General features: G+C 47.6%; 21 protein-coding genes and 1 riboswitch. Of the genes, 8 read left to right on the top strand and 13 right to left on the bottom strand.

Annotated features, from left to right (window positions below; all coding sequences use genetic code 11):
* Positions 1–387 precede the first annotated feature (387 nt).
* The 3 genes from hemG to L4D12_RS17765 are packed head-to-tail and all read right to left on the bottom strand — an operon-like array spanning position 388 to position 3,075.
* Complete coding sequence (gene hemG, locus L4D12_RS17775) at positions 388–912, bottom strand: menaquinone-dependent protoporphyrinogen IX dehydrogenase (protein ID WP_428449171.1); 525 nt, start codon at positions 910–912, stop codon at positions 388–390.
* Positions 913–944: 32 nt separating this feature from the next.
* Complete coding sequence (locus L4D12_RS17770) at positions 945–2,402, bottom strand: TrkH family potassium uptake protein (protein WP_428449170.1); 1,458 nt, start codon at positions 2,400–2,402, stop codon at positions 945–947.
* A 40-nt stretch (positions 2,403–2,442) separates the two neighbouring features.
* Complete coding sequence (locus L4D12_RS17765) at positions 2,443–3,075, bottom strand: YigZ family protein (RefSeq protein ID WP_428449169.1); 633 nt, start codon at positions 3,073–3,075, stop codon at positions 2,443–2,445.
* Positions 3,076–3,526: 451 nt separating this feature from the next.
* On the opposite strand from L4D12_RS17765, the gene fadB reads away from it, so the two are divergent.
* The 3 genes from fadB (at position 3,527) to acuI (ending at position 8,032) form a co-directional block, all read left to right on the top strand.
* The gene (gene fadB, locus L4D12_RS17760) at positions 3,527–5,686 is read left to right on the top strand and encodes a fatty acid oxidation complex subunit alpha FadB (protein ID WP_428449168.1); all 2,160 of its coding nucleotides are present in this window, start codon (positions 3,527–3,529) and stop codon (positions 5,684–5,686) included.
* Between the two features lie 28 nt (positions 5,687–5,714).
* Positions 5,715–6,881 carry an acetyl-CoA C-acyltransferase FadA gene (fadA, locus tag L4D12_RS17755; protein WP_428449167.1) on the top strand — a complete coding sequence of 389 codons (1,167 nt, stop codon included), beginning with the start codon at positions 5,715–5,717 and terminating at the stop codon, positions 6,879–6,881.
* A 170-nt stretch (positions 6,882–7,051) separates the two neighbouring features.
* A complete protein-coding gene (acuI, locus tag L4D12_RS17750) occupies positions 7,052–8,032 on the top strand; it encodes an acrylyl-CoA reductase (NADPH) (RefSeq protein WP_428449166.1) in 981 nt (326 codons plus the stop codon).
* Between the two features lie 118 nt (positions 8,033–8,150).
* Here acuI and L4D12_RS17745 read toward each other — a convergent pair whose 3' ends face one another.
* On the bottom strand, positions 8,151–9,092 hold the full coding sequence (locus L4D12_RS17745) for a LysR family transcriptional regulator (RefSeq protein ID WP_428449165.1): 942 nt from the start codon (positions 9,090–9,092) through the stop codon (positions 8,151–8,153).
* A 114-nt stretch (positions 9,093–9,206) separates the two neighbouring features.
* A complete protein-coding gene (locus L4D12_RS17740; protein WP_428449164.1) occupies positions 9,207–9,386 on the bottom strand; it encodes a hypothetical protein in 180 nt (59 codons plus the stop codon).
* Positions 9,387–9,526: 140 nt separating this feature from the next.
* Here L4D12_RS17740 and tusA point away from each other — a divergent pair, with 140 nt between their 5' ends.
* Positions 9,527–9,775, top strand: coding sequence for a sulfurtransferase TusA (gene tusA / locus L4D12_RS17735; RefSeq protein ID WP_428449163.1), 249 nt, complete (start codon positions 9,527–9,529; stop codon positions 9,773–9,775).
* 61 nt (positions 9,776–9,836) lie between these two features.
* Here the strand turns inward: tusA and L4D12_RS17730 are convergent, their stop codons facing one another.
* The 3 genes from L4D12_RS17730 to L4D12_RS17720 form a co-directional block, all read right to left on the bottom strand.
* Positions 9,837–10,094, bottom strand: a complete 258-nt coding sequence (locus tag L4D12_RS17730) for a hypothetical protein (RefSeq protein WP_428449162.1) — start codon at positions 10,092–10,094, stop codon at positions 9,837–9,839.
* A gap of 155 nt (positions 10,095–10,249) precedes the next feature.
* Entirely contained in the window at positions 10,250–10,807 is a 558-nt protein-coding gene (locus tag L4D12_RS17725; protein ID WP_428449161.1) for a TMEM165/GDT1 family protein, read from the bottom strand.
* A 90-nt stretch (positions 10,808–10,897) separates the two neighbouring features.
* Positions 10,898–10,999, bottom strand: a riboswitch (yybP-ykoY riboswitch).
* A gap of 90 nt (positions 11,000–11,089) precedes the next feature.
* Positions 11,090–11,779 (bottom strand): YiaD family glycine zipper/OmpA-like lipoprotein, encoded by a 690-nt coding sequence (locus L4D12_RS17720; RefSeq protein WP_428449160.1) that lies wholly within the window; start codon positions 11,777–11,779, stop codon positions 11,090–11,092.
* A gap of 288 nt (positions 11,780–12,067) precedes the next feature.
* Between L4D12_RS17720 and glyQ the strand changes: the two genes are divergently transcribed.
* The 3 genes from glyQ (at position 12,068) to L4D12_RS17705 (ending at position 16,571) form a co-directional block, all read left to right on the top strand.
* A complete protein-coding gene (gene glyQ, locus L4D12_RS17715) occupies positions 12,068–12,979 on the top strand; it encodes a glycine--tRNA ligase subunit alpha (protein ID WP_428449159.1) in 912 nt (303 codons plus the stop codon).
* A gap of 9 nt (positions 12,980–12,988) precedes the next feature.
* Complete coding sequence (gene glyS, locus L4D12_RS17710) at positions 12,989–15,058, top strand: glycine--tRNA ligase subunit beta (protein ID WP_428449158.1); 2,070 nt, start codon at positions 12,989–12,991, stop codon at positions 15,056–15,058.
* A gap of 262 nt (positions 15,059–15,320) precedes the next feature.
* Positions 15,321–16,571, top strand: a complete 1,251-nt coding sequence (locus L4D12_RS17705) for a valine--pyruvate transaminase (RefSeq protein ID WP_428449157.1) — start codon at positions 15,321–15,323, stop codon at positions 16,569–16,571.
* Between the two features lie 225 nt (positions 16,572–16,796).
* On the opposite strand, the gene L4D12_RS17700 is transcribed toward L4D12_RS17705, so the two are convergent.
* The 5 genes from L4D12_RS17700 to dnaA form a co-directional block, all read right to left on the bottom strand.
* Positions 16,797–17,237, bottom strand: coding sequence for an Hsp20 family protein (locus L4D12_RS17700; RefSeq protein WP_428449156.1), 441 nt, complete (start codon positions 17,235–17,237; stop codon positions 16,797–16,799).
* A gap of 226 nt (positions 17,238–17,463) precedes the next feature.
* Positions 17,464–19,878 (bottom strand): DNA topoisomerase (ATP-hydrolyzing) subunit B, encoded by a 2,415-nt coding sequence (gene gyrB, locus L4D12_RS17695; protein ID WP_428449155.1) that lies wholly within the window; start codon positions 19,876–19,878, stop codon positions 17,464–17,466.
* A 19-nt stretch (positions 19,879–19,897) separates the two neighbouring features.
* Complete coding sequence (gene recF, locus L4D12_RS17690) at positions 19,898–20,977, bottom strand: DNA replication/repair protein RecF (protein ID WP_428449154.1); 1,080 nt, start codon at positions 20,975–20,977, stop codon at positions 19,898–19,900.
* A gap of 3 nt (positions 20,978–20,980) precedes the next feature.
* On the bottom strand, positions 20,981–22,081 hold the full coding sequence (gene dnaN / locus L4D12_RS17685; RefSeq protein WP_428449153.1) for a DNA polymerase III subunit beta: 1,101 nt from the start codon (positions 22,079–22,081) through the stop codon (positions 20,981–20,983).
* 1 nt (position 22,082) lies between these two features.
* The gene (dnaA, locus tag L4D12_RS17680; RefSeq protein WP_428449152.1) at positions 22,083–23,489 is read right to left on the bottom strand and encodes a chromosomal replication initiator protein DnaA; all 1,407 of its coding nucleotides are present in this window, start codon (positions 23,487–23,489) and stop codon (positions 22,083–22,085) included.
* Between the two features lie 307 nt (positions 23,490–23,796).
* On the opposite strand from dnaA, the gene L4D12_RS17675 reads away from it, so the two are divergent.
* Positions 23,797–24,552 carry an amino acid ABC transporter substrate-binding protein gene (locus L4D12_RS17675; RefSeq protein ID WP_428449151.1) on the top strand — a complete coding sequence of 252 codons (756 nt, stop codon included), beginning with the start codon at positions 23,797–23,799 and terminating at the stop codon, positions 24,550–24,552.

The following is a 24,552-nucleotide window of genomic DNA, read 5'->3' as shown; positions in this document are numbered from 1 at the left end:
ATCTGAGCCATGATCAAACTCTTCAATTAAAAGTGTTTGCTGCTATAAATAGCGGCTCAATGAAATACTGTTTGTTCATTACCAAAGTAATGAACGAATTGACTGTGCCAAAATAACTTCTCTATAAATAGATACGCCATTTTGTATTGGTCACTCAGTTTCATTGATAATTCTTTTGTTGACTATCATTTCACGAGTGCCCACACAGATTGCATGGTCAAATTGTTAAAGAACAATACTGACTTACGTCACCGGCTAGCGCCGCTGTCCGTATCAGTGAGGTCGCATTATAGAGAGTTCGATCACATTGGCAAGTGTGATTTACTAAATAAACAGGCAAAATCGTTCGTTCGAACAAAAAAGACACGAAAGCATCAAATGTTATGCTTAAAACCGTCTAAACTGGGCGGCAAACTCTGTGACTTTACTCCAATCTGTATATTCCACTTCTTTTGTAGTATCGGTTTCACCTCCTGTAATGCGCATAATCAACTGAATCATCATGCGATCGAACCAACCATAACGCGGATAATGCAATGCACCGGCAAAAACAGCCTGTAGCTTAGGCAGCCAAGGCGACTTCATCCGAAACTTCTTCATATACGCACTCGTCTCTGGCGTGTTTTTCCCTTCTTTACGCGCAGTTAGGTTCACACAGAAGAATGCCACCTTATGCTGGTTCAATTGTTCCAGATTTGCAGTGATGAATTGATACAGTTTTTTACTCAAATGCCCATAACGCACCGATGCACCAATTAACACTCGATCATATTGCTGCCAATTAATAGCTGGCAGCGTATTTAAGTCTTGTAATGTGCATTCGCAGTCTGGCCCTAACTCTGCTTTTATATGAGCCATAATTTTGATGGTCTGACCATCTGTGCTCGAGTGCAGCAATAATACTTTTTCCACGCTTCCTCTCCTTTATATAGAGCTGATGATATTTAGTTGCGCCAGAATGTCGGGGTAAATAACACTAACAGTGTAAAAACTTCTAGTCGGCCAAATAGCATCGCAATCACCAACACCCACTTTGCCGGATCATTAATCTCCCCAAAATGGACAGCGACTTCTCCCAGACCCGGACCAAGATTATTCAATGTAGCAGCAACCGCGGAAAATGCTGTCAGCTCATCCAGCCCAGTGGCGATCAACGCCAACATGCAAATCACAAAGACCAACGCATAGGCAGAAAAAAAGCCCCAAACCGCATCAACAACCCGCTGTGGTAACGCCTTATCACCCACTTTAATGGTATAAACAGCCCGAGGGTGCACTAGGCGTTTTAGCTCTCTGACACCTTGCAGAAACAACAACAACATTCGGATCACCTTGATACCACCACCAGTCGACCCTGCACATCCACCGACAAAAGAGGAAAAAAGCAGTAGTACCGGAAGAAACAGCGGCCACTCTGAAAAATTCGTCGTGGTAAAACCAGCAGTCGTGGAGATCGATACTGTCTGAAATATCGCCTGATCAAACGCATCAAAATATGAATCATACGAATGATGCTGAAGTAGCATCCCAAAACAAATCAGTAAAAGGATAAGCTGCGAAGCCAAAAATGCCCTAAATTCTGGGTCTCGCCAATAACTTCGAAGATGTATGCCACCATTGGCAAATGCCGCAAAATGCAATGAAAAATTACACGCAGAGATTAATAAGAAAACCACGGTGATCATATTAATAGTCGGGCTATCAAAATACCCTATGCTGGCATCATGAGTCGAAAACCCGCCAATCGCGACCGTTGAGAAACTGTGGGAAATGGCATCGAAAGCCGACATTCCAGCCAACCAGAATGCGACTGCACAACTGATCGTCAGGGTCAGATAGATATACCACAACGCTTTCGCTGTCTCGGCAATACGTGGCGTCATTTTGCTGTCTTTCACTGGCCCTGGAATTTCGGCTCGATAAAGCTGCATCCCCCCGATACCAAGCACAGGTAAAATAGCTACCGCTAAAACGATGATCCCCATACCACCAAACCATTGCAACATTTGACGATAAAACAAAATGGCTTTAGGTAAATAATCCAAGCCAACGATGACCGTTGCTCCGGTGGTTGTAAGCGCCGAAAACGACTCAAAGAATGAATCGGTAACCGATAAATCAGGGGTCTCAGCTAAAATAAACGGCACGGCACCCGCACTGCCAATAACCGTCCAAAATAGCACTACGATAAGAAAGCCATCTCGCGCTTTTAATTCACGTCGATGATGACGATTTGGCGCCCACAATAACGCCCCACCAGCAAATAACAAAAAGAAGGTGACGACAAACGGAAAGCCTGCACCATCACGATATAAAAGGGCCACGAAAGCCGGTGCCAGCATAGTGACACTAAACAGCGCGAGCAATAGCCCGACTATTCTGATTATAGAACGAAATTGCATGGCCTTATTCGGCTCTCATCCTTAAAAAACACATAGGGGATCACGATACATCGACGGTTCGACGGGATGCGTCGATCTGACCACCACTTCGATTGGTTAATTTGGCACAGAATTCGGTCTCCAAGCGACAGTCAAGTTCTATACACATAGTTACCTGGGTTCCATAGTCAGCACTGAGTTGCTTCCCAGCAAGCTCAGCCAATAAAGTCTCAACCAGCGAAACTTGATTATACTCGCAGCACAATACCAGTTCCGCAGTTATTATCTTTTCTTTGGTTTGCAGCACAGTTAACGCCTGTTGTACTCCTCCGCCATAAGCTTTCACCAACCCACCCGTGCCTAATTTGATCCCTCCCGAATAGCGCGTCACGACCGCGGTCAGCTCTCCCACTCCCGAGCCAGTCAACTGGGCCAAAATCGGCTTGCCTGCCGTTCCCGATGGCTCACCATCATCACTGAATCCCCACTTCATCGAGTCCTCCGGTCGCCCTGCGACAAAGGCCCAACAGTTATGGCGTGCATCATGATGCTTTTCCTTGATCTGCTGAACAAAGGCTTTTGCCGCTTCAACATTAGGGGTATGCGCGAGATAAGTAATAAAGCGACTTTTTTTTATTTCTTCCTCAAAGATCGCCCCTTGAGCTGGAATAAGGTAAGGCTCGGTGGTCGTCATGACTTACAATGGCACCCAAAAAAGTGTAATGGATACAGGATATCACATCCTCCATCAGCTCTGCTTCTCTTCTCCGGTCACCCTGAATAACCAAAAGAGAGCCTCCCAGCCCTCATATCTATCGCTCCTCCGATTAAATAAATTCTGCAACGCGATATCGCAGATAAGCCATTTACGATCGACAACCAAAAAACACCAGAGTGCAAGGTTAACAACAGCAAAAAATTAATTACATTTGCCCGACATCGCATAACACAAAAAAACCCAACAATTCCGTCAGTTACATAAAACCCAGTCTGTTACCTCACAAAACCCACCTTTAAAGGTTAAATAAATGTTTTAAATTAGTGTTGTAATAGTTGCATAACAGGTTCACACTATTATTTACCTACTGACAGGTCAAACCAGTTAAATCAAATCCGGCACAGACCGGAACTCATGGAGATAGAACATGATTTACCAAGGTGAAACCCTATCCGTCCGCTATCTAGAAGATGGTATTGCCGAACTCAACCTCGATGCTTCAGGCCCTATAAACAAACTCGATACTAGTACTCTAGAGAGTCTCAATGAAGCACTTAACGCGCTGTATCATCTTAGCGATCTAAAAGGCCTATTACTCACCTCCAGTAAAGAGGCTTTTATTGTTGGCGCTGACATAAAAGAATTCATGGGCTTATTTGCTAAACCTGCCAATGAACTGGCCGACTGGCTTACCTATGCCAACAGTATCTTCAATAAATTAGAAGATCTCCCGGTTCCCACGTTATCAGCCATTAATGGCTATGCATTAGGTGGTGGGTGTGAATCTGTGTTGGCTACTGATTTTCGCTTAGCCGATACTCAAACCCGTATTGGTCTACCAGAAACAAAATTGGGGATCATGCCAGGATTCGGAGGCACGGTCCGCCTCCCTCGCCTGATCGGGGCCGATTCGGCAATGGAGATCATTACCGCCGGCAAAGATAAAAAAGCCGCTGATGCACTGAAACTAGGTCTGGTCGATGCAGTTGTCACACCGGAGCAACTCCGACCTGCCGCTATCGCGATGCTGCAAGATGCCATTGCTGGTAGACTCAACTGGCAGGTTCGTCGAGCCCAAAAAAAAGCCCCGCTAGCCCTGAACCAAATTGAAGCCACCATGTGTTTCACCACCGCTAAAGGCATGGTCACTAAAATTGCCGGTCCTCACTACCCAGCACCAATCACAGCAGTAAAAACTATCGAAGCAGCAGCGCGATGCCATCGGGACGAAGCACTGGCTATCGAAAGCAAACATTTTGTCACCCTAGCTAAAACCGATGTTGCCAAGTCGCTCATTGGGATTTTCCTCAATGATCAATACATCAAAGGGCTAGCAAAGAAAGCCGCTAAAATTGGCGCACCAGCCCAAAAAGGAATGGTATTAGGGGCAGGAATTATGGGTGGCGGGATCGCTTACCAATCAGCCCTCAAAGGGGTTCCGGTGATCATGAAAGATATTAATGACGCCTCATTAGAACTCGGAATGGGAGAAGCCGCCAAGCTACTCAATAAACAGCTTGAGCGCGGGCGTATCGACGGTTTTAAAATGGCTAACGTGTTGGCCGGGATCACACCTAGTTTGCACTATGCGGGAGCGGAGGATGTCGATGTTATCGTTGAAGCCGTGGTTGAAAACCCAAAAATCAAAGCCGCTGTACTCACTGAAGTCGAATCAAAAGTCAGTGACAATACGGTGATCACCTCAAACACGTCGACCATCCCGATTAACTTACTGGCACAATCACTTCTGCGTCCCGAGCAATTCTGCGGCATGCATTTCTTCAATCCGGTACACCGCATGCCGCTGGTCGAAATAATCCGTGGCGAAAAAACCTCTGAAGAAACCATTAACCGAGTTGTCGCCTATGCCGCAAAAATGGGGAAATCACCGATTGTCGTGAATGACTGCCCTGGCTTTTTTGTCAATCGCGTCCTCTTCCCCTACTTTGCGGGGTTCAGCCTGTTGCTACGCGACGGCGCTGACTTTGGCCACATTGATAAGGTAATGGAGAAACAATTTGGCTGGCCTATGGGTCCCGCTTACCTACTGGATGTTGTGGGTATCGATACCGCCCACCACGCTCAAGCGGTCATGGCGGAAGGTTTCCCGGAACGAATGGGCAAAGACTACAAAGACGCAGTTGACGTGTTGTTTGAAAATAACCGCTACGGTCAGAAAAATGGTAAGGGCTTCTATACCTACGTCCTTGACCGCAAGGGTAAACCGAAGAAAGTAAATGACCCAGATATCAACGATCTGCTCACCCCTATCCAGAGCAATGCCGCCGCCTATGACGCAGAGACCATTATCGCCAGAATGATGATACCGATGATCAACGAAGTGGTACGTTGCCTAGAAGAAGGGATCATTGCCAGCCCGGCAGAAGCCGATATGGCACTGGTTTATGGTCTCGGCTTCCCGCCATTCAGGGGCGGCGTGTTCCGCTACTTAGATACCCTTGGCCTCACCAACTATGTTGCATTAGCGGATAGCTATGCCCATCTTGGTGCCGTCTATCAAGCCCCTGCCGGACTGCGGGAGAAAGCAGCAAAAGGCGAACTTTATTACCCCGCAGCCTCTCTGTGATCTCGGCTTAAGGATGAGGAATTAAAAAATGAATAATGTAGTTATTGTTGATTGTATCCGTACCCCGATGGGCCGTTCAAAAGGCGGTGCCTTTCGCAATACCCGTGCCGAAGATCTCTCAGCCCATCTAATGAAAGGGCTACTGAGCCGCAACCCACAAATCGAGCCGACTAGTATTGAAGATATTTACTGGGGGTGTGTACAGCAGACTCTGGAGCAAGGATTCAATATTGGCCGTAATGCTGCCTTGCTAGCAGGACTCCCACACAGTGTCGGAGCGACCACCGTCAACCGCCTGTGCGGCTCTTCCATGCAAGCACTCCATGATGCCACCCGTGCCATTATGGTTGGTGATGCCGAGACCTGCATTATTGGTGGGGTTGAGCATATGGGCCATGTCCCGATGAACCATGGTGTGGATTTCCATCCCGGCCTGTCCAAGTCCGTCGCCAAAGCAGCCGGTATGATGGGGCTCACCGCCGAAATGCTGGGACGAATGCACGGGATTAGCCGAGAGATGCAAGATAGCTTTGCCGCCCGTTCTCACCAACGTGCCCATGCCGCTACGCTTGAAGGCCGCTTTAACAATGAAATCCTGCCCACGGAAGGCCATGACACTGATGGCCGCTTAATCCAACTGATACATGATGAGGTGATCCGCCCAGAAACCACAGCCCAGTCTCTCGCGGCACTGCGCCCGGTATTTGATCCTGTCAACGGTACCGTCACAGCCGGAAGCTCTTCGGCTCTCTCTGACGGGGCATCAGCGATGCTAATCATGAATGAAAACAAAGCCAAAGCACTTGGCCTGACTATTCGGGCACGAGTCAAGGCGATGGCGATTACTGGCTGCGATCCTTCAATTATGGGGTATGGTCCGGTACCGGCTAGCCAAAAAGCCCTCAAACGCGCAGGACTGAACATCAGTGATATCGGTTTGGTTGAACTGAATGAGGCTTTTGCCGCTCAGTCTCTGCCTTGCGCCAAAGATCTCGGCTTACTGGAGAGCATAGAAGAAAAGGTTAACCTCAACGGCGGGGCCATTGCACTCGGTCATCCTCTTGGGTGCTCTGGTGCACGGATCGCCACCACCTTAGTTAACCTGATGGAACAGCGTGATGTCCAATTTGGTCTCGCCACCATGTGTATTGGATTGGGCCAAGGGATCGCCACGGTATTTGAACGCGTAGAATAACCCTCCCTAGTAATACCGAGCAAAAGCCCACTTCGGTGGGCTTTTTTTTCGCATTCTTTTACTATGCATAAAACACATACATAAAATGATTAAGTTTCATTATATTCATAGTTATTTCAGCACTACACTCATTAGCAATCCAATACGATTGATTAATTCGGAGCATCCCTATGTTTAAAGCACTGGTACTAAACCAAGAAGATAAAAAAACCATCGTATCCATTGAGCAGCTTGATGAAAGCCAACTGCCAGAAGGTGAAGTGCTAATTGATGTCGATTATTCATCCCTGAACTATAAAGATGGCCTGGCCATCACAGGTAAAGGCCGTATCGTGCGCCAGTTCCCGATGGTGCCAGGTATCGACCTGACAGGTACCGTGGCTGAATCGGCAGATGCTCGCTACCACGTCGGTGATAAAGTGGTACTTACTGGCTGGGGCGTGGGTGAAGGTCACTGGGGTGGCATGGCTGAAAAAGCCCGCCTAAAAGCTGACTGGCTAGTCCCTCTACCAAGCAATCTTAATGGCAAACAGACCATGATGATTGGTACCGCCGGGATCACAGCAATGCTGTGTGTACAAGCCTTGGTTGATGCGGGCGTCAAACCTGAATCGGGTGAAGTATTAGTGACAGGTGCCAGTGGTGGTGTCGGCTCTGTCGCGGTGACCTTGCTATCTCAACTTGGCTATAACGTTGTCGCCGTCACGGGTCGTATCGCTGAAAATGGCGAGCTACTAAAATCGCTGGGCGCAACCCGAGTCATTGAACGTAGTGAATTTGCGGAACCAGCACGTCCATTGGATAAGCAATTATGGGCCGGCGCGATCGATACCGTCGGTAGCAACATGCTGGCACGCGTATTATCACAAGTCGATTACGACGGTGCCGTTGCCGCTTGTGGCTTGGCGGGTGGTTTTGATCTGCCAACAACCGTTATGCCATTCATCCTGCGTAACGTAAAACTACTGGGTATCGATTCCGTAATGTGCCCATTTGAAAAACGCCAGCACGCATGGCAACGTCTGGGTGAACTGCTACCAACCAGCTACTTTGAACAAGCTTGTCGCGAAGTATCACTGGAAGAGATTGCAGAGTGTGCCGAAGCCATCACTAACGGCCAAATCACCGGTCGTGTAGTGATCAAACTGTAATCATCCGAATTGAATAACGAAGTGACTTCTCCTCTGCTGTGATAAAGCAGAGAGTTAGACTACCTTGGCCAGCACTATGCTGGCCTTTTTTATCACTTTATTCGTGTTCAGAGCTAAACTAAATTAATCCCAGATCATGCACCCGTTTATCAATCAACTTGCCACATTCTTCTTTAATGAGCTGGCGCAACCAGATCTGTGAAGCCGAATGTTCGCAACGAGGATGCCAGATCAACGAATAATCAAACGGCTTAAACTCAAACGGTAACGGTTTCACCACCAAGTCATGAGTTTCTGCTACCAAATAAGCCAGATCGGCAGGCACTGTAATGATCAACGGCATCGTCTCAACAATCGCTAACGCCGCTTCAAGGTGATAAGCCCGTAATGCCATCTTACGTTCTGGGTAACCTCTTAACGCCTCATCAATCAGCGCCTTCACTCCATCACTGATCGCAATCATCGCATGGGGATAAGTAAGATAGTCTTGCAGGGTTAATTCACTATCTGCCAGCGGATGGTGTTTAGAGAGCATACAGAACACACTCACCCGACCAAGATGATCAGAACAGAGAGGCTCAACCGGACCCGTCGGGCGACAAATCGCCATATCACAGCCATCTGAGGTCAACTGAGCCAGCAAATGATCATGCTGCAGAGGTGAAAACTCCAGCGAAATGCAAGGGGCCTCGCTGTAGATCCTCGGTAAAGCAAAAGGCAATATCGTTTGCATCGCATAATCGGTGGTCGCAATGACAAACCGCTGCTGGCATTGCTGTGGCTGAAAATCATTCGGCGTCAGCAACGTGCGCATGGACTCAAGCGGCTCATTAAGCAACTCATTAAGTTCCAATGCGCGCTGAGTGGGTAATAATCGCTGTCCCTGACGGGTAAACAACGGATCCCCTAATAAGTCCCGCAGCCGCCCCAATACCCGGCTCATGGCCGACTGGCTCAGGTTAAGCCGGATCGCGGCCTTACTGACACTGCCTTCTTCAAGCAACACCTTAAGCGCCACCAGCAAATTCAAATCCCGACGATATACCTCTTCGAGCTCCATACTTAACCTATCTTCACCAACATGGTGAGCAATTATGTCGCGACAAATAAAAAAAATCCCGCTATATAAGCGGGGAAGCCCAAGAAAACTGGTGAGGTGTTGTTGATTATTAACTTAGTTCTCTTCTTCGAGATCAGGCGAATGAGTAAGCTCAAACCAGAGCCCCAGCGCGGCAGCAATTAAGCCCCCAAGCGCAAATAAACTGATGTCATTAGGTGAGCGAAGCATCAATGAACAAAACGTAATGAAGCACAGCACACTGTATATGGTAAGACGGTCAAGCTGCGTTAACATAATTCCTCCTAATCCGTCAGAAAGATAACGTTAATGACTTGTTAAATACGTTACCCTTTTTACCTTCATTTGCCAACCCTTATTGATTAATTCTTACCCATAAGTATGATCACAGGCTTCGCAACAAAGATGTAGAGACTATGACTGCAATTTTTGATAACCCCACCCACAGCTTGGAAGCGGAAGGACTTCGTTGCCCTGAGCCAGTGATGATGGTGCGCAAAACGGTAAGGAAAATGGCCGACGGCGATACATTACTGGTAACGGCTGATGATCCGTCAACCACCCGCGATATTCCGAGCTTCTGCCGCTTTATGGATCATACCTTGGTCGCAGCAGACACCGACAGCCTGCCTTATCGCTATCTGATCAAGAAAGGCGCACATTAAAAAAGGCAGCTCAACGAGCTGCCTTTTGTATGTTCAAATGTCGTATTGATGCCGAGATAATCTAATCCCGAAAAGCTTCTTCCCGTAACAGACGCTGAGCGGCGACTAGCTCATGACGCAACTCACGGATCTCTTTTTTCATCGGGATCACATACCGGACCCGAACCCAAGCATCAACCGATAAATACGTCGTCACTAACGCGCCAACGACCATTGGCAGCCACATATCTGTCAGCATCATACCCAGTATATTGAGCGCCAGAGCAAGACTAAACAGCCGACATTGGCTTTGAGGCGATATTGCAAGAAAACGGTCCATAACCCCTCCTCCACAACCGTTCACCGATGTAGGTTACACCATAGCATGCCCCCTCTGAACATGCTGTCATCAGCCTCACACTTTCCATCGCTAAAACGTCATTCTTAACGTGATGTGACGGCGCAGGATGTTTCACATGAAACACCGCATTGCTCTTACAAACCAATACCCGCAGCCACTGCCAATCCGAAAAATAATGCGGCAGTTACTTTACGGATCATCCCCAATGGCATCCGATCTGCGGACAGCTTCCCAATCAAGACGACAGGCACATTAGCCAACAACATCCCTATCGTCGTACCGAGGATCACCCACAGCAGCGTATCATGATATTTAGCCCCCAGCATGGTCGTTGCCACTTGTGTTTTGTCACCAATCTCTGCCACAAAGAAAGCGATAAAGCTGGCAACAAAAGGGCCTCGATTCGAAATTGATTCATCATCATCCAGCTTATCCGGGATCAGAATCCATCCCGCCATCAGCACAAAACTAATCACCAGTACCCACTTGAGTACCTCAGGAGTGAGGTAATCTGCGACCACCACACCGAGCCATGCTGCGAGAGCATGATTGGCAATGGTGGCAAAGAAAATAGCTAAAATGATAGGGATCGGTTTACGGTAGCGACTGGCCAATAATAAGGATAGCAACTGGGTTTTATCGCCAATTTCAGCCAAGGCAACAGTAGTAATAGAAACAGCTAAGACGCTCACGACATGCTCTTGGGGGTGAGGATAAATCTGAACCATAGGCAAACTAACACGCCCCACCCCGGTTCATGCTGGTTTACCAATGGTCTCGCCAAACTCACTAGTAGGATTGATGTGAGTCATAAACGCCATGAAGATTTTGCTTCAATTATGTTGACGTTTATCTTGTTAGCACAAGAGGCTACTCCCCAAAGGAGCGACGATTCTAACGATCTTTCACTTTGGGATCAAGATACCAAAAAGGAGCCATACGGCTCCTTTTTTACCTTGCGGTCGAACTCACACTCAAGACATAGGTGTCAGGACGATTTCAACTCGACGGTTTTCCGCTCGGCCTTGTTCAGAGCTATTGGATGCAATAGGATGCGCTTCACCCATTCCTTTAGTCACAATACGATTATTAGCAACACCATCATGCATCAGCTGATTACTCACCACGCTAGCACGAACCTGAGACAAACGCAGGTTGTACGCATCAGCACCTGTACTATCAGTAAAACCATATACATTCAGCATAGTTTGGTCATATTCTTTGACAACTAAGGCTACGTTATACAGCGCAGTCTTCGCCTGAGTACTCAAATCCGTCTGATCAAAACCAAACGTAATGGCATTAGGCATATTCAACACAATGTTATTGCCGTCACGGGTCACGCTGATCCCGGTAGATTGAAGTTGTTGACGCAACTTAGCTTCCTGTACGTCCATATAGTAGCCAATACCACCACCGAGCGCCGCACCCGATGCTGCGCCAATCAGAGCCCCCTTACCGCGATCGCTCTTGCTCGATGTCGCTACACCGATAGCCGCCCCCGCCAGCGCACCAATGATGCTCCCACTGGTTGCTTTTGCTGTTTCTGACTGTCCGCTATACGGATTCGTCGTCGAACAACCTGTCGCAATAACAGCCGTTACCGTGGCAAATACCAAGTTACGTACCCACTTACTTGATTGGGTGCTAATCATTAAATCCATATTAAACTACCTTCGTTATCTCAGCGTGATGTCGTTATCATTGAGTGCGACATCCCCACCTCAATGGCTCTGATTTTTATATCACAATATTTTAATCCCGCCATCTCAGCGGATTATCAGAATAATGTCAATTTCCTGCTCAGGCTACAGCTACGCCAACATCGCGCCAACAAATTTAATCAATTTGAATAAAGATGGCCAAAAATCATGCACAAGCCCTACTAGCACAAGGGTTGGCGAGGTATACTGTTTTGTTAATATTAATCCATTAATCACGCGAAGCTGACAATGCAGAAATTCGATATTAAAACCTTTCAGGGCATGATCCTCGCGCTGCAGGATTACTGGGGCCAACAGGGTTGTACCATTATTCAACCTTTAGACATGGAAGTGGGTGCGGGGACCTCCCACCCAATGACATGTCTACGAGCACTGGGTCCAGAGCCAATTGCAGCGGCGTATGTACAACCTTCTCGCCGTCCAACCGATGGCCGTTATGGTGAAAACCCTAACCGCCTACAGCACTATTACCAGTTTCAGGTGATCATCAAACCATCACCGGATAATATCCAGGAACTGTATCTAGGTTCTCTGGAAACGCTGGGCATTGATACCCAAGTCCACGATATCCGCTTTGTGGAAGACAACTGGGAAAATCCAACGCTGGGCGCCTGGGGTCTTGGCTGGGAAGTGTGGCTAAATGGCATGGAAGTCACCCAGTTTACTTACTTTCAACAAGTGGGTGGCCTAGAATGCAAACCGGTTACAGGTGAGATCACTTACGGTATCGAGCGTTTGGCTATGTACATCCAGGGTGTTGATTCGGTATACGATCTAGTCTGGACTGACGGCCCTCTGGGCAAAGTGACCTACGGTGATATTTTCCACCAAAATGAAGTCGAACAATCAACGTATAATTTCGAGCATGCGGATGTTGACTTCCTATTTACCTTCTTTGACCAATGCGAAAAAGAATGTCAATCGCTCCTTGAGCTAGAAAAACCACTACCGCTACCGGCTTATGAGCGTATTCTAAAAGCAGGTCATGCCTTTAACCTACTCGATGCACGCAAAGCGATCTCAGTAACAGAGCGCCAGCGTTACATCCTACGCATCCGAAACCTGACAAAGCAAGTTGCAGAAGCGTACTACGCATCACGAGAAGCACTAGGCTTCCCAATGTGTAAAACTAACAAGTAAGGGAACGGCATGAGCGAAAAGAATTTCCTAATTGAACTAGGTACTGAAGAGCTGCCACCGAAAGCCCTTCGTACACTAGCAGAAGCCTTTGCCGACAATTTCGAAGCAGAGCTTAACACTGCAGATCTTGCTCATCAGGGCATCAAATGGTTTGCTGCGCCTCGCCGTCTGGCACTGAAAGTAACAGCACTGGCAGAAGGCCAATCTGACAAAGTTGTCGAAAAACGTGGCCCCGCAGTTTCCGCTGCGTTTGACGCTGACGGCAACCCAACGAAGGCAGCACAGGGCTGGGCACGTGGTAACGGTATTACCGTTGAACAAGCTGAACGCCTTGTAACAGACAAAGGCGAATGGCTACTGTTCAAGCAAGAAGTGAAAGGCCAACCGGCTCAATCTCTACTGTGTGAACTGGCTGCTAATGCTCTTGCGAAATTACCGATCCCTAAGCCAATGCGTTGGGGTGACAAAGACACTCAGTTTATCCGTCCAGTAAAAACCCTGACCATGCTTCTCGGTGATGAATTGATCCCTGGTACTATTCTGGGTGTTGAATCAGGCCGCACTATCCGTGGTCACCGCTTCATGGGTGAAGCAGAGTTCACCATTGACCATGCAGACCAATACCCGGCACAGCTTGAAGAGCGCGGTAAGGTCATGGCTGATTACGATGCACGTAAAGCCATTATCTTAGCAGATGCCAAGCAAGCTGCTCTCGCGGTTGGCGGTAATGCCGATCTGGAAGATGATCTTGTTGAAGAAGTGGCATCCCTGGTTGAGTGGCCGGTAGTACTGACTGCATCTTTCGAAGAAGAATTTCTGAAAGTACCGTCTGAAGCATTGGTTTACACCATGAAAGGCGATCAGAAGTACTTCCCGGTTTATGATGCTGACGGCAAACTGCTACCGAAGTTTATCTTCGTGTCTAACATCATTTCCAAAGATCCAAGCCAAATCATCAGTGGTAACGAGAAAGTGGTTCGCCCGCGTCTGGCAGATGCGGAATTCTTCTTTAACACTGACCGTAAACGCCCATTGGTTGAGCGCCTGTCTGAGCTAGATAACGTACTATTCCAAAAACAACTGGGTAGCCTACGTGATAAAACCGACCGCATCACTGCTTTGTCTGGTTACATTGCTCAGCAGATCGGTGCCAATGTTGAACACGCTGAACGTGCAGGTCTACTGTCCAAGTGTGACCTAATGACGTCAATGGTATTCGAATTTACCGATACCCAAGGCGTGATGGGTATGCACTATGCGCGCCACGATGGTGAAATTGAAGACGTTGCTCTAGCACTGAACGAGCAGTACATGCCACGCTTTGCTGGTGACGAACTGCCAAGTACAGCAGTATCTTCAGCGGTTGCGATGGCCGACAAGCTAGATACCCTTGTTGGTATCTTTGGTATTGGCCAAGCACCAAAAGGCAGCGATCCATTTGCTCTGCGCCGTGCCGCGCTCGGTATCTTGCGAATCATCGTAGAGAAAGGCTACAACCTAGACTTGGTTGACCTGATCGCAAAAGCGCATGAGTTGCTTGATGGCAAACTGACTAACGCTGATGTGGAAGAAGAAGTTCTCGATTTCATGCTTGGTCGTTTCCGTGCTTGGTATCAAGATGCAGGCCACAGCGTGGATGTGATCCAAGCAGTACTGGCTCGTCGCCCTACATACCCTGCTGATTTCGACAAGCGCGTTAAAGCAGTTAGCCACTTCCGTTCATTGGATGCGGCCGAATCACTGGCGGCAGCCAATAAGCGTGTTGGTAATATTCTGGCGAAATTTGAAGGCGAACTGCCTGATACTATCGATCAGGATCTGCTGGTTGAAGATGCAGAGAAGGCACTGGCTCAAAATATTGAAACCATGCTAGCGTCACTGACACCTGTCTTTGCAGTAGGTGATTACCAGCAAGCGCTGTCAGAGTTAGCCACTTTGCGTGAAGCAGTGGATGCCTTCTTTGATAACGTTATGGTCATGGCTGATGACGAACAGCTGAAAGTAAACCGTCTCACCATGCTTAATTTGCTACGTAACGAGTTCCTGAAGGTTGCTGATATTTCGCTTCTACAGAAATAAACTTACCTTACCGTAATTAACAGCCCTGGATTATTCCGGGGCTTTTTTTATTCAGCCCAGTACCAGATTCGCAATCTATCCCCAAAACCGCTCATCGTCATTCCGCACTTGTTTCACGTGAAACACAAACAGACACAACCTCATATCAATGCTTTTCCTCCCCCGAGCATTGAGGTATGTTGATGCAGAACACAACATAGTACACAAAACACACCATAACAATATAACCCAAATAACAGCAGACCGAGGTCAGAAGTAAAAAATGGAGTTTTCTACATTCGGTGACAAGTTCGCCCGCTACTCTGGTATTACGCAACTCATGGATGATCTTAACGACGGCCTCCGCACTCCGGGTGCCATCATGCTAGGAGGTGGAAATCCTGCCCAGATCCCAGAAATGGTGACCTATTTCAATCAGCTCTGTGGTGATATGGCCGCAACGGGTGAACTGACCCTAGCGCTAACCAACTATGATGGCCCTCAAGGCAAGGACACATTCCTTCATGCCCTTGCAGATCTGCTCAAGCAACGCTATAGCTGGGAGATTTCGGCCAAGAACATCGCCCTGACCAACGGTAGCCAGAGTGCCTTTTTTAATTTATTCAATTTACTGGCGGGTGAATCATCAGATGGAAAGCATAAGAAAATTTTGCTGCCACTGGCTCCGGAGTATATCGGTTACGCCGATTCAGGCCTGAGTGAAGAGATGTTTACCTCCTACCGACCTGAGATCTGCCTACTGGACGATGGACAGTTTAAATACCACGTTGATTTCAACACCCTTGAAGTGGATGACTGTATCGGCGCAATTTGTGCCTCCAGGCCAACCAACCCAACAGGCAATGTGCTGACCGATAAAGAGATAGCTCACCTTGATCAACTGGCTCGTACACATCAAATCCCGCTGATTATCGATAATGCCTATGGCACTCCTTTCCCAGATATCATTTTTGAAGATGTCACTCCATTTTGGAATGATAACACCATTCTGTGCATGAGCCTGTCCAAGCTAGGCCTGCCAGGCGTACGCTGTGGCATCATTATTGCGAATGAAGAAATCACCACGGCGATAGCCAACATGAACGGCGTGCTCAGCCTCGCGCCTGGAAGCGTCGGCCCAGCGCTGGTCAATAAAATGATAGAACAAGACGATCTGCTTCGTTTGAGCAAAGATGTCATCAAACCATTCTATTTGCGAAAATCACAACAGGCGGTCGATTTGCTAAAGCAGATGATCACTGCCCCCAAGTTCAGGATCCACAAACCAGAAGGCGCTATTTTTCTCTGGCTATGGTTTGAGGATTTGCCGATCAGCACCCTAGAACTGTATCAGCGCCTAAAAGCACGTGGAGTACTGGTTGTTCCTGGCGAGTATTTCTTTATAGGCCTTAAAGATGAATGGCAGCATAGCCATGAATGCCTGCGTATGAACTACGTCCAGGCAGACGATGTGATGCAACGCGGTATTGCAATCATTGCCGAAGAAGTTGAAAAAGCCTACGCGCAACACTGACTTTTGTCGGGTACCAAAGAAGCGGTCAATGGCCGCTTCTTCTTTTCCGCCAGCATACCATCTCATTACCCCGCCCCGAATATTGACTGTCCACGAAAATGTTTCACGTGAAACCACCGTAATACTCTCCTTCTCTTACCTATAATAATCAGCCACAAAAAAGGCCAGCATCTGCTGACCTTTCATTTCACAACGGGATCGTTCTGGACTTAACCAGACGCTTATTTATTCATCATCGAGAATATGATTACCATTAATGGCTATCTTACGCGGCTTCTGTGCTTCAGGGATCTCACGCTCTAATTCAATATGCAGCAAGCCATTCTCCATTGCAGCGCCAATAACTTTCACGAAATCCGCCAACTGGAACTTTCGCTCAAAATCACGCTCTGCGATACCCTGATACAAATACTGACGGCTATCTTCTGCTTGTGCCTCTCGAGTCCCACGCACAATCAACTTATTCTGTTGCTGCGTGATGTCGAGTTGTTCTTCTGTAAAACCTGCCACAGCCATGGTGATGCGGTAATGGTGTTCATCCTGCTGCTCAATGTTATACGGAGGATATCCCCCATTGTTGTTTGCCACATTTTGTTCCATCTGATTGAACAGACGATCAAACCCAATTGCAGAACGGTATAGTGGAGTGAAATCAAGGTTACGCATAATCTTATCCTTCCTATGAAGCAATAGCATATTGATAGATTAACATGAAGTGACTTTCCTCTTTGGACAAGCCGAACACAGGCCCAACGTTTGGCACCTGACCCTTCATAACAAGATATAAGGGGTACCTCGGTTCTTTCCAACTCTTGGCAATCAAATACCGATAAAAGAGCAAAAAAAACGCCACAAACATTGTGGCGTTTCATTCTGGGAATTATCGAAACAATTAGATATCTAGATTTGCATTGAGAGCATTAGATTCAATGAAGTTACGACGCGGTTCAACCTGATCACCCATCAAGGTAGTGAACAGCTCATCGGCTGCCACGGCATCATTAATGGTTACTTGCAGCATACGACGAGATTCAGGATCCATCGTGGTTTCCCATAGCTGCTCAGGGTTCATCTCACCCAGACCTTTATATCGTTGTAAACTTAGGCCACGACGAGAATCTTTAATCAACCAATCAAGTGCTTCTTTAAAGCTCACCACTGGTTGCTTACGCTCGCCACGCTGCACGTATGCTGACTCTTCAAGGAAATCGCATAACGCTTCAGAGAGATCAGCCAACTTGCTATACTCTTTTGAGTTAAAGAAGTCGAAGCTTAGTGGATACTCATACTCTACACCGTGTGTACGAACAACGATCTTCGGCAGCCACACCCCTTGTTCTTCATCACGGAAGACAGAGGACGTATACTGGCTTTCACCCGATTGTTTATGATTCAAAGCTTCAACTAACGGTGCCAACCATGCCTCAACACCCGTTTGATCGGCAAGAGCATCAATGTTCAATCGTGGTTGATAAGTTAACTCTGTCAGTAGCAATGTTGGATAACGGCGGCTCATGCGCTCAATCAGCTTACCGACACTGTTATACTGCTTCACCAAATCTTCCAAAGACTGCCCAGAAATCGCTGGCGCACCTTCAGCTGTAAACAACGCAGCATTGTCCAGAGCTAAAGCAACTTGATACTGACTCATGTCTTCGTCATCTTGAATGTATTGCTCTTGCTTACCTTTCTTCACTTTGTACAGTGGTGGCTGGGCAATAAAGATATGGCCACGTTCGATTAGCTCTGGCATCTGACGGTAGAAGAAGGTCAACAATAACGTACGGATGTGCGAACCATCGACGTCGGCATCGGTCATGATGATGATACTGTGGTAACGCAACTTATCAGGGTTATATTCATCGCGGCCAATACCACAACCCATTGCGGTGATCAGCGTTGCCACTTCCTGCGAAGACAACATCTTGTCAAAACGCGCTTTCTCAACGTTTAGGATCTTACCTTTCAGCGGTAAGATAGCCTGATTCTTACGGTTACGCCCCTGCTTGGCAGAACCGCCCGCAGAGTCCCCTTCCACTATGTATAGTTCAGAAAGGGCTGGATCTTTTTCCTGACAATCGGCCAGTTTACCGGGTAGACCCGCTAAATCGAGTGCGCCTTTACGACGGGTCATTTCACGTGCTTTACGAGCAGCTTCACGGGCACGGGATGCATCAATAATTTTCGTACAGACGATTTTGGCATCACCAGGGTTTTCTAGCAAAAACTCGGCAAACTTTTCGTTCATGGCCGATTCAACGGCAGTCTTCACTTCACTTGATACCAGCTTATCTTTCGTCTGGCTAGAGAACTTAGGATCAGGAACTTTTACTGAAATAACCGCAACCAAACCTTCTCGCGCATCATCACCAGACGTCGCTGTTTTGGCTTTTTTCGAATACCCTTCTTTATCCATGAAAGAGTTCAGGGTACGAGTCAGAGCGCCGCGGAAGCCAGCAAGGTGAGTACCGCCATCACGCTGTGGAATGTTATTGGTAAAACAGTACACCCCTTCCTGGAAACCATCATTCCATTGCATTGCCACTTCAACGGAAATACCGTCATCACGCTCGGTGTCAAAATGGAATACTTTCTGGTGGATAGGTGTTTTATTACGGTTAAGGTGTTCAACAAACGCGCGAATACCACCTTCATACATGAAGTGGTCCATTTTTCCTTCTTCGCGTTCATCAATCAATTTGATTGATACGCCAGAGTTAAGGAATGACAATTCACGCAAGCGCTTAGCCAGAATCTCGTAATGGAATTCAATGTTGGTAAAAGTCAGATCACTTGGCCAGAAGCGGATGCGAGTGCCGGTTTTGTCCGTTGTACCGATTACCGCAAGCGGTGCTTGAGGTTCACCGTGATGGTAGATCTGCTGGTGAATTTCACCACCACGATTAATGGTTAACTCCACTTTTTCAGACAAGGCGTTCACAACAGAAACACCGACCCCGTGCAAACCACCGGAAACTTTATAGGAGTTATCGTCAAACTTACCGCCGGCGTGCAATACCGTCATGATCACTTCGGCAGCAGATACACCCTCTTCCTCATGAATCTCAGTAGGGATACCACGACCATCATCGCTTACCGATACTGAGCCATCTTCATGAATGGTGACAACAATATCTTCACAGTGACCAGCAAGAGCTTCATCGATAGAGTTATCGACGACCTCAAATACCATATGGTGCAAGCCAGTACCGTCATCGGTATCGCCAATGTACATCCCTGGGCGCTTACGTACCGCATCAAGGCCTTTAAGTACCTTGATACTTGATGAATCGTAGTTGTTGGACATTGAGTTACTCTCGCTTAATTTATCCTGCGGTTATTTTACCGTGTTCCACATGAAACATCTTGCCATTTTCGTCTTGCATTTCTGCTATCTGGTCAATACTGATCGCACTGATGAACACTTGGGCGTTAGTTTCCTTTAACCGTTGTGCCAATAGACCACGACGATGGCTATCCAGCTCGGAAGCAAAATCATCAATTAAATAGATACACTGCTTCCCCGTCACCTCAGTGAGATGGATCCCTTGCGCAAGTCGCAAGGCACATACCATCAATTTAAGCTGACCACGGGAAAGAACGTCTTCCGCCGGCGTACCGGCAATTTTGACCCGCAAGTCAGCCTTATGCGGTCCACTTGCGGTATAACCTAGCTGACTATCACGCTCAAAATTACGGCTCAATAGTTCAGCATAGGGCGTCTCTTTTTCCCAACCTCGGTAATACCCAAGTTGGATCTCATATTCAGGCAGAAAACCACGGCATATTTCAGCCGCTTTGCGTTTTACCGCCTCAAGGTAATCACTCCGCCAACCACTGATCGCTTCCGCCAGTGTCGCTAGCTCCTGATCCCAATAACTTAATTCTCGATAACTACGAGCCGTTTTCAACAACGCATTGCGCTGCTTCGTTAACCGTTTGACCCGGCTCCAAGCATGAAAAAACTGCGGTTCAACATGAAAAACGCCCCAGTCAATAAATGACCGACGGTACTTAGGGCCACCAATAAGCAGATCGAACCCTTCTGGGGTGATCAATTGCAAAGGCAATACCTGAGCCAACTGCGCTAGCTTTTGGCTCCCCTCTCCGGCAATTTTCAGCTCGGTGCTACCATCACGCTTCTTGTTAATCCCAACAGGCAACTCAGAAGACGAAGGCAACTGCAGTCGACCGTGTACAAACAGTTCAGATTGATCATGGCGGATAACCCGGCCAGTCAGATGGCTACGGAACGAACGCCCGTGACCCAGAAAATGAATCGCTTCAAGCACGCTAGTTTTGCCGCTGCCATTAGCACCGACCAGAAAATTAAAGCCTGCCGACAATGTCAAATCACAGGCTTCAATATTTCGAAAATCTTTAACAATAAGACGAGTAAGAGCCATGCCTTATAGCCTGATTGGCATCACCACATACATGGCATCACCATTGGCGCTATCTTCCAGCAAGGCACTGGCATTGGCATCCGTCAACGACCAGCGGATTTGCTCACACTTAAGGGTATTGAGCACATCCAACACGTAACTGACATTAAAGCCGATCTCGAGTGCATCGCCTTGATAGTCCACATCCAGAAACTCTTCCGCTTCTTCTTGCTCAGGGTTGTTAGCGGTAATGCGCATTTCACCCAATGACAAATTCACACGCACGCCGCGAAATTTCTCATTAGATAAAATAGCAGCACGTGAGAACGCCTTACGCAATTCATCACAGCTCGCTTCAACGATCTTATTGCTGTTTTGCGGCAATACTCGACGGTAGTCAGGGAAACGGCCGTCAACCAGCTTCGACGTGAAGATAAAATTGTTCACTTCAGCTCGAATATTTGAGTGACCAATCTGAATACAGACGCTCGCATCTGGTGAATCCAGCAGGCGCATCAGCTCCATCACCCCTTTACGCGGAACAATGATCTGCTTCGCAGGCATCTCCTGCTCCAGCGCAATCGCACACACCGCCATACGGTGGCCATCAGTCGCAACCGACCGCAACAATTTACCGTCAGTTTCAAACAGCATCCCATTCAAATAATAACGGACATCCTGATGAGCCATCGAAAATTGGGTACTGTCGATCAACTGACGCATTTGACCTTGCGCTAACGTCAGCTCAACCTCGCTCTGCCAATCTTCAATGTTAGGGAAATCCACCGCAGGTAATACCGATAACGTATAGCGGCTGCGACCAGAGCGAATGATCACTCGATCCCCCTCCAGCGATACCACAATATTGGCGCTATCAGGCAAACCACGGCAAATATCAAGGAATTTACGTGACGGTACCGTCACCGCCCCAGGTTCTGCATCCCCTTCAAGTGCAAGCCGGGCAATCATTTCCACTTCGAGATCAGTCGCCGTCATCGACAGGCATCCATTCTCAACAACCAGCAATATGTTACCCAAGATCGGTAATGATGGACGACTGCCCAGTGCACCACAGACCTGCTGTAGGGGTTTCAATAAATGTTCGCGTGCTATGGTAAATTTCATATTATGACGACAGTGTTCTAATGAGGTTGGAATAATCTTCTTTGATGTCATGGCTTTCTTCACGAAGCTGCTCGATCTTACGACAAGCATGCAGCACCGTGGTATGGTCTCGACCACCAAACGCATCACCGATCTCCGGCAAACTGTGATTAGTGAGTTCTTTTGAGAGCGCCATGGCCATCTGACGAGGACGGGCAACCGAGCGCGAACGGCGCTTGGACAGCATATCCGCCATCTTTATCTTATAGTACTCTGCCACTGTCTTCTGGATATTGTCGATAGTGACAAGCTTTTCTTGGAGCGCCAGCAAATCTCGTAACGCTTCACGAACAAAATCAATCGTAATCGCTCGGCCCGTAAAGTTAGAATTAGCGATAACACGGTTAAGTGCGCCTTCCAGCTCACGGACATTGGATCGTAAACGCTTAGCAATGAAAAATGCCACTTCATCAGCCAGACGGATATGGTGATCTTCTGCTTTCTTCATCAGAATCGCTACACGAGTTTCCAATTCTGGCGGCTCAATGGCGACGGTCAGTCCCCAACCAAAACGAGATTTGAGGCGATCTTCGACCCCGTTGATTTCGCGAGGATAGCGATCAGACGTCAAAATAATTTGCTGATTACCTTCAAGCAACGCATTAAAGGTATGGAAGAACTCTTCTTGTGAACGCTCTTTATTAGCAAAAAACTGAATATCATCGATCAACAACGCATCCACACTACGGTAATAACGCTTAAATTCTTCAATCGCATTATTCTGCAGTGCTTTAACCATATCCTGAACAAAGCGTTCTGAATGCATGTACACCACTTTGGCATTCGGCTTACGATCGGCAATCGCATTACCCACCGCATGCAATAAGTGCGTCTTACCTAAACCGGTCCCTCCATATAAAAACAAGGGGTTATATGCGGCACCCGGATTATCGGCTACTTGTCGACAAGCCGCCAAACCAAGCTGATTTGATTTACCTTCAACAAAGTTATTGAAGTTATGCTTCGGGTTCACGTTTGAGCGATATCCCGCTTGGGATTCTGGCTGGACCGGTGAGGGTGCAGGCTCCCAACGCCGTGACGGCGCATCATCTTCAATCATTGGCGTGGCAACGGGTGCCACAATGGGTGCCGCTGCAACAGGCTGCGGTGGTGGAGCAATGACAGGCCGACTGCCCACCTCAAAACGCAGGATCGGCACATCATTACCGCAAAACTCATTCAGCAAGCGGTTAATGTTGTTGAGATACTTATCGCGAACCCAGTCAAGCACAAAACGGTTCGGTGCGAACAAGGTCAACGTATTGGCGTTCAACTCTGCCTGAAGCGGTCGCAGCCACATACTGAATTCTGTTGCAGGGAGTTCTTCTTGAAGGCGTTGAAGGCACTGCAACCAAAGCGAAGATGACAAGTTCGACCCCACACTGAATAACTAAAGATAAAAAGGGATGCAATTTTATACCTGCTGGCTCAGGATCGCCAGCAAAGAGATCGCAGATCAAGTGAATAAGATCAGACTTATGCACATGGATCGCACAATATAACCTTAGATCCTCACACTTTTACCCCGGCTTACCCACAAAAGAATAAACAATTCGTGGATCCTTAGCCTAACAAAGTGTTATGTGACATAACTCTAAATTATTTAAAAAACGACCATATCTCCATATAGGATGCACAAAACAGAATATCAAGCATGAATTCAAAGGGGATACAGGATGAAAACTTGGCTCAGAACGTCATTGACCGCTATTACCCTGACACTGCTCACAAGCCAAGCCGCTATCGCCGCAACGGATGTGAAAGTCGGTATGTCAGGACGTTATTTTCCGTTTACGTTCGTCAAACAAGATAAATTGCAGGGATTTGAAGTCGACTTATGGAACGAAATCGGCAAGCGTAACGATTATAACGTCGAATTTGTCACCGCGAGTTTCTCTGGCCTGTTCGGATTATTAGAAACCAGGCGTATTGATACCATCTCCAACCAAATCACTATGACCGACGCTCGTCAGGCGAAGTACTTATTCTCTAAACCGTATGTTATCGACGGTGCACAACTGGTCGTCCGTAAAGGCAACAGTACTATCACCAGCATAGACGATCTGGCAGGGAAAACCGTTGGCGTAAATCTGGGATCCAACTATGAACAGTTGCTGCACCAACTTGATACCGATGGCAACATTACAATCAAAACCTACGACAGCGGTATTGAGCAAGATGTTGCGCTAGGACGAACCGATGCCTTCGTCATGGATCGGCTCTCATCTATTGCACTGATCAACAAAGCCAAGCTCCCACTTCAATTGGCCGGTAAACCATTTGAAAAAATCGAGAATGGTTGGCCATTCATCAACGATAAAAAAGGCGAGAAGCTGCGTAACGAGGTAAACCAAGCGCTAGATGCTATGCGCCAAGACGGGACGCTTAGCGATATATCCATCAAGTGGTTTGCGACCGACATCACGCAGTAA

It is taken from the genome of Photobacterium nomapromontoriensis, from assembly GCF_050336815.1.
In the GTDB taxonomy this organism is placed as follows: domain Bacteria; phylum Pseudomonadota; class Gammaproteobacteria; order Enterobacterales; family Vibrionaceae; genus Photobacterium; species Photobacterium nomapromontoriensis.
This window is presented reverse-complemented; position numbering and strand designations above follow the sequence as displayed.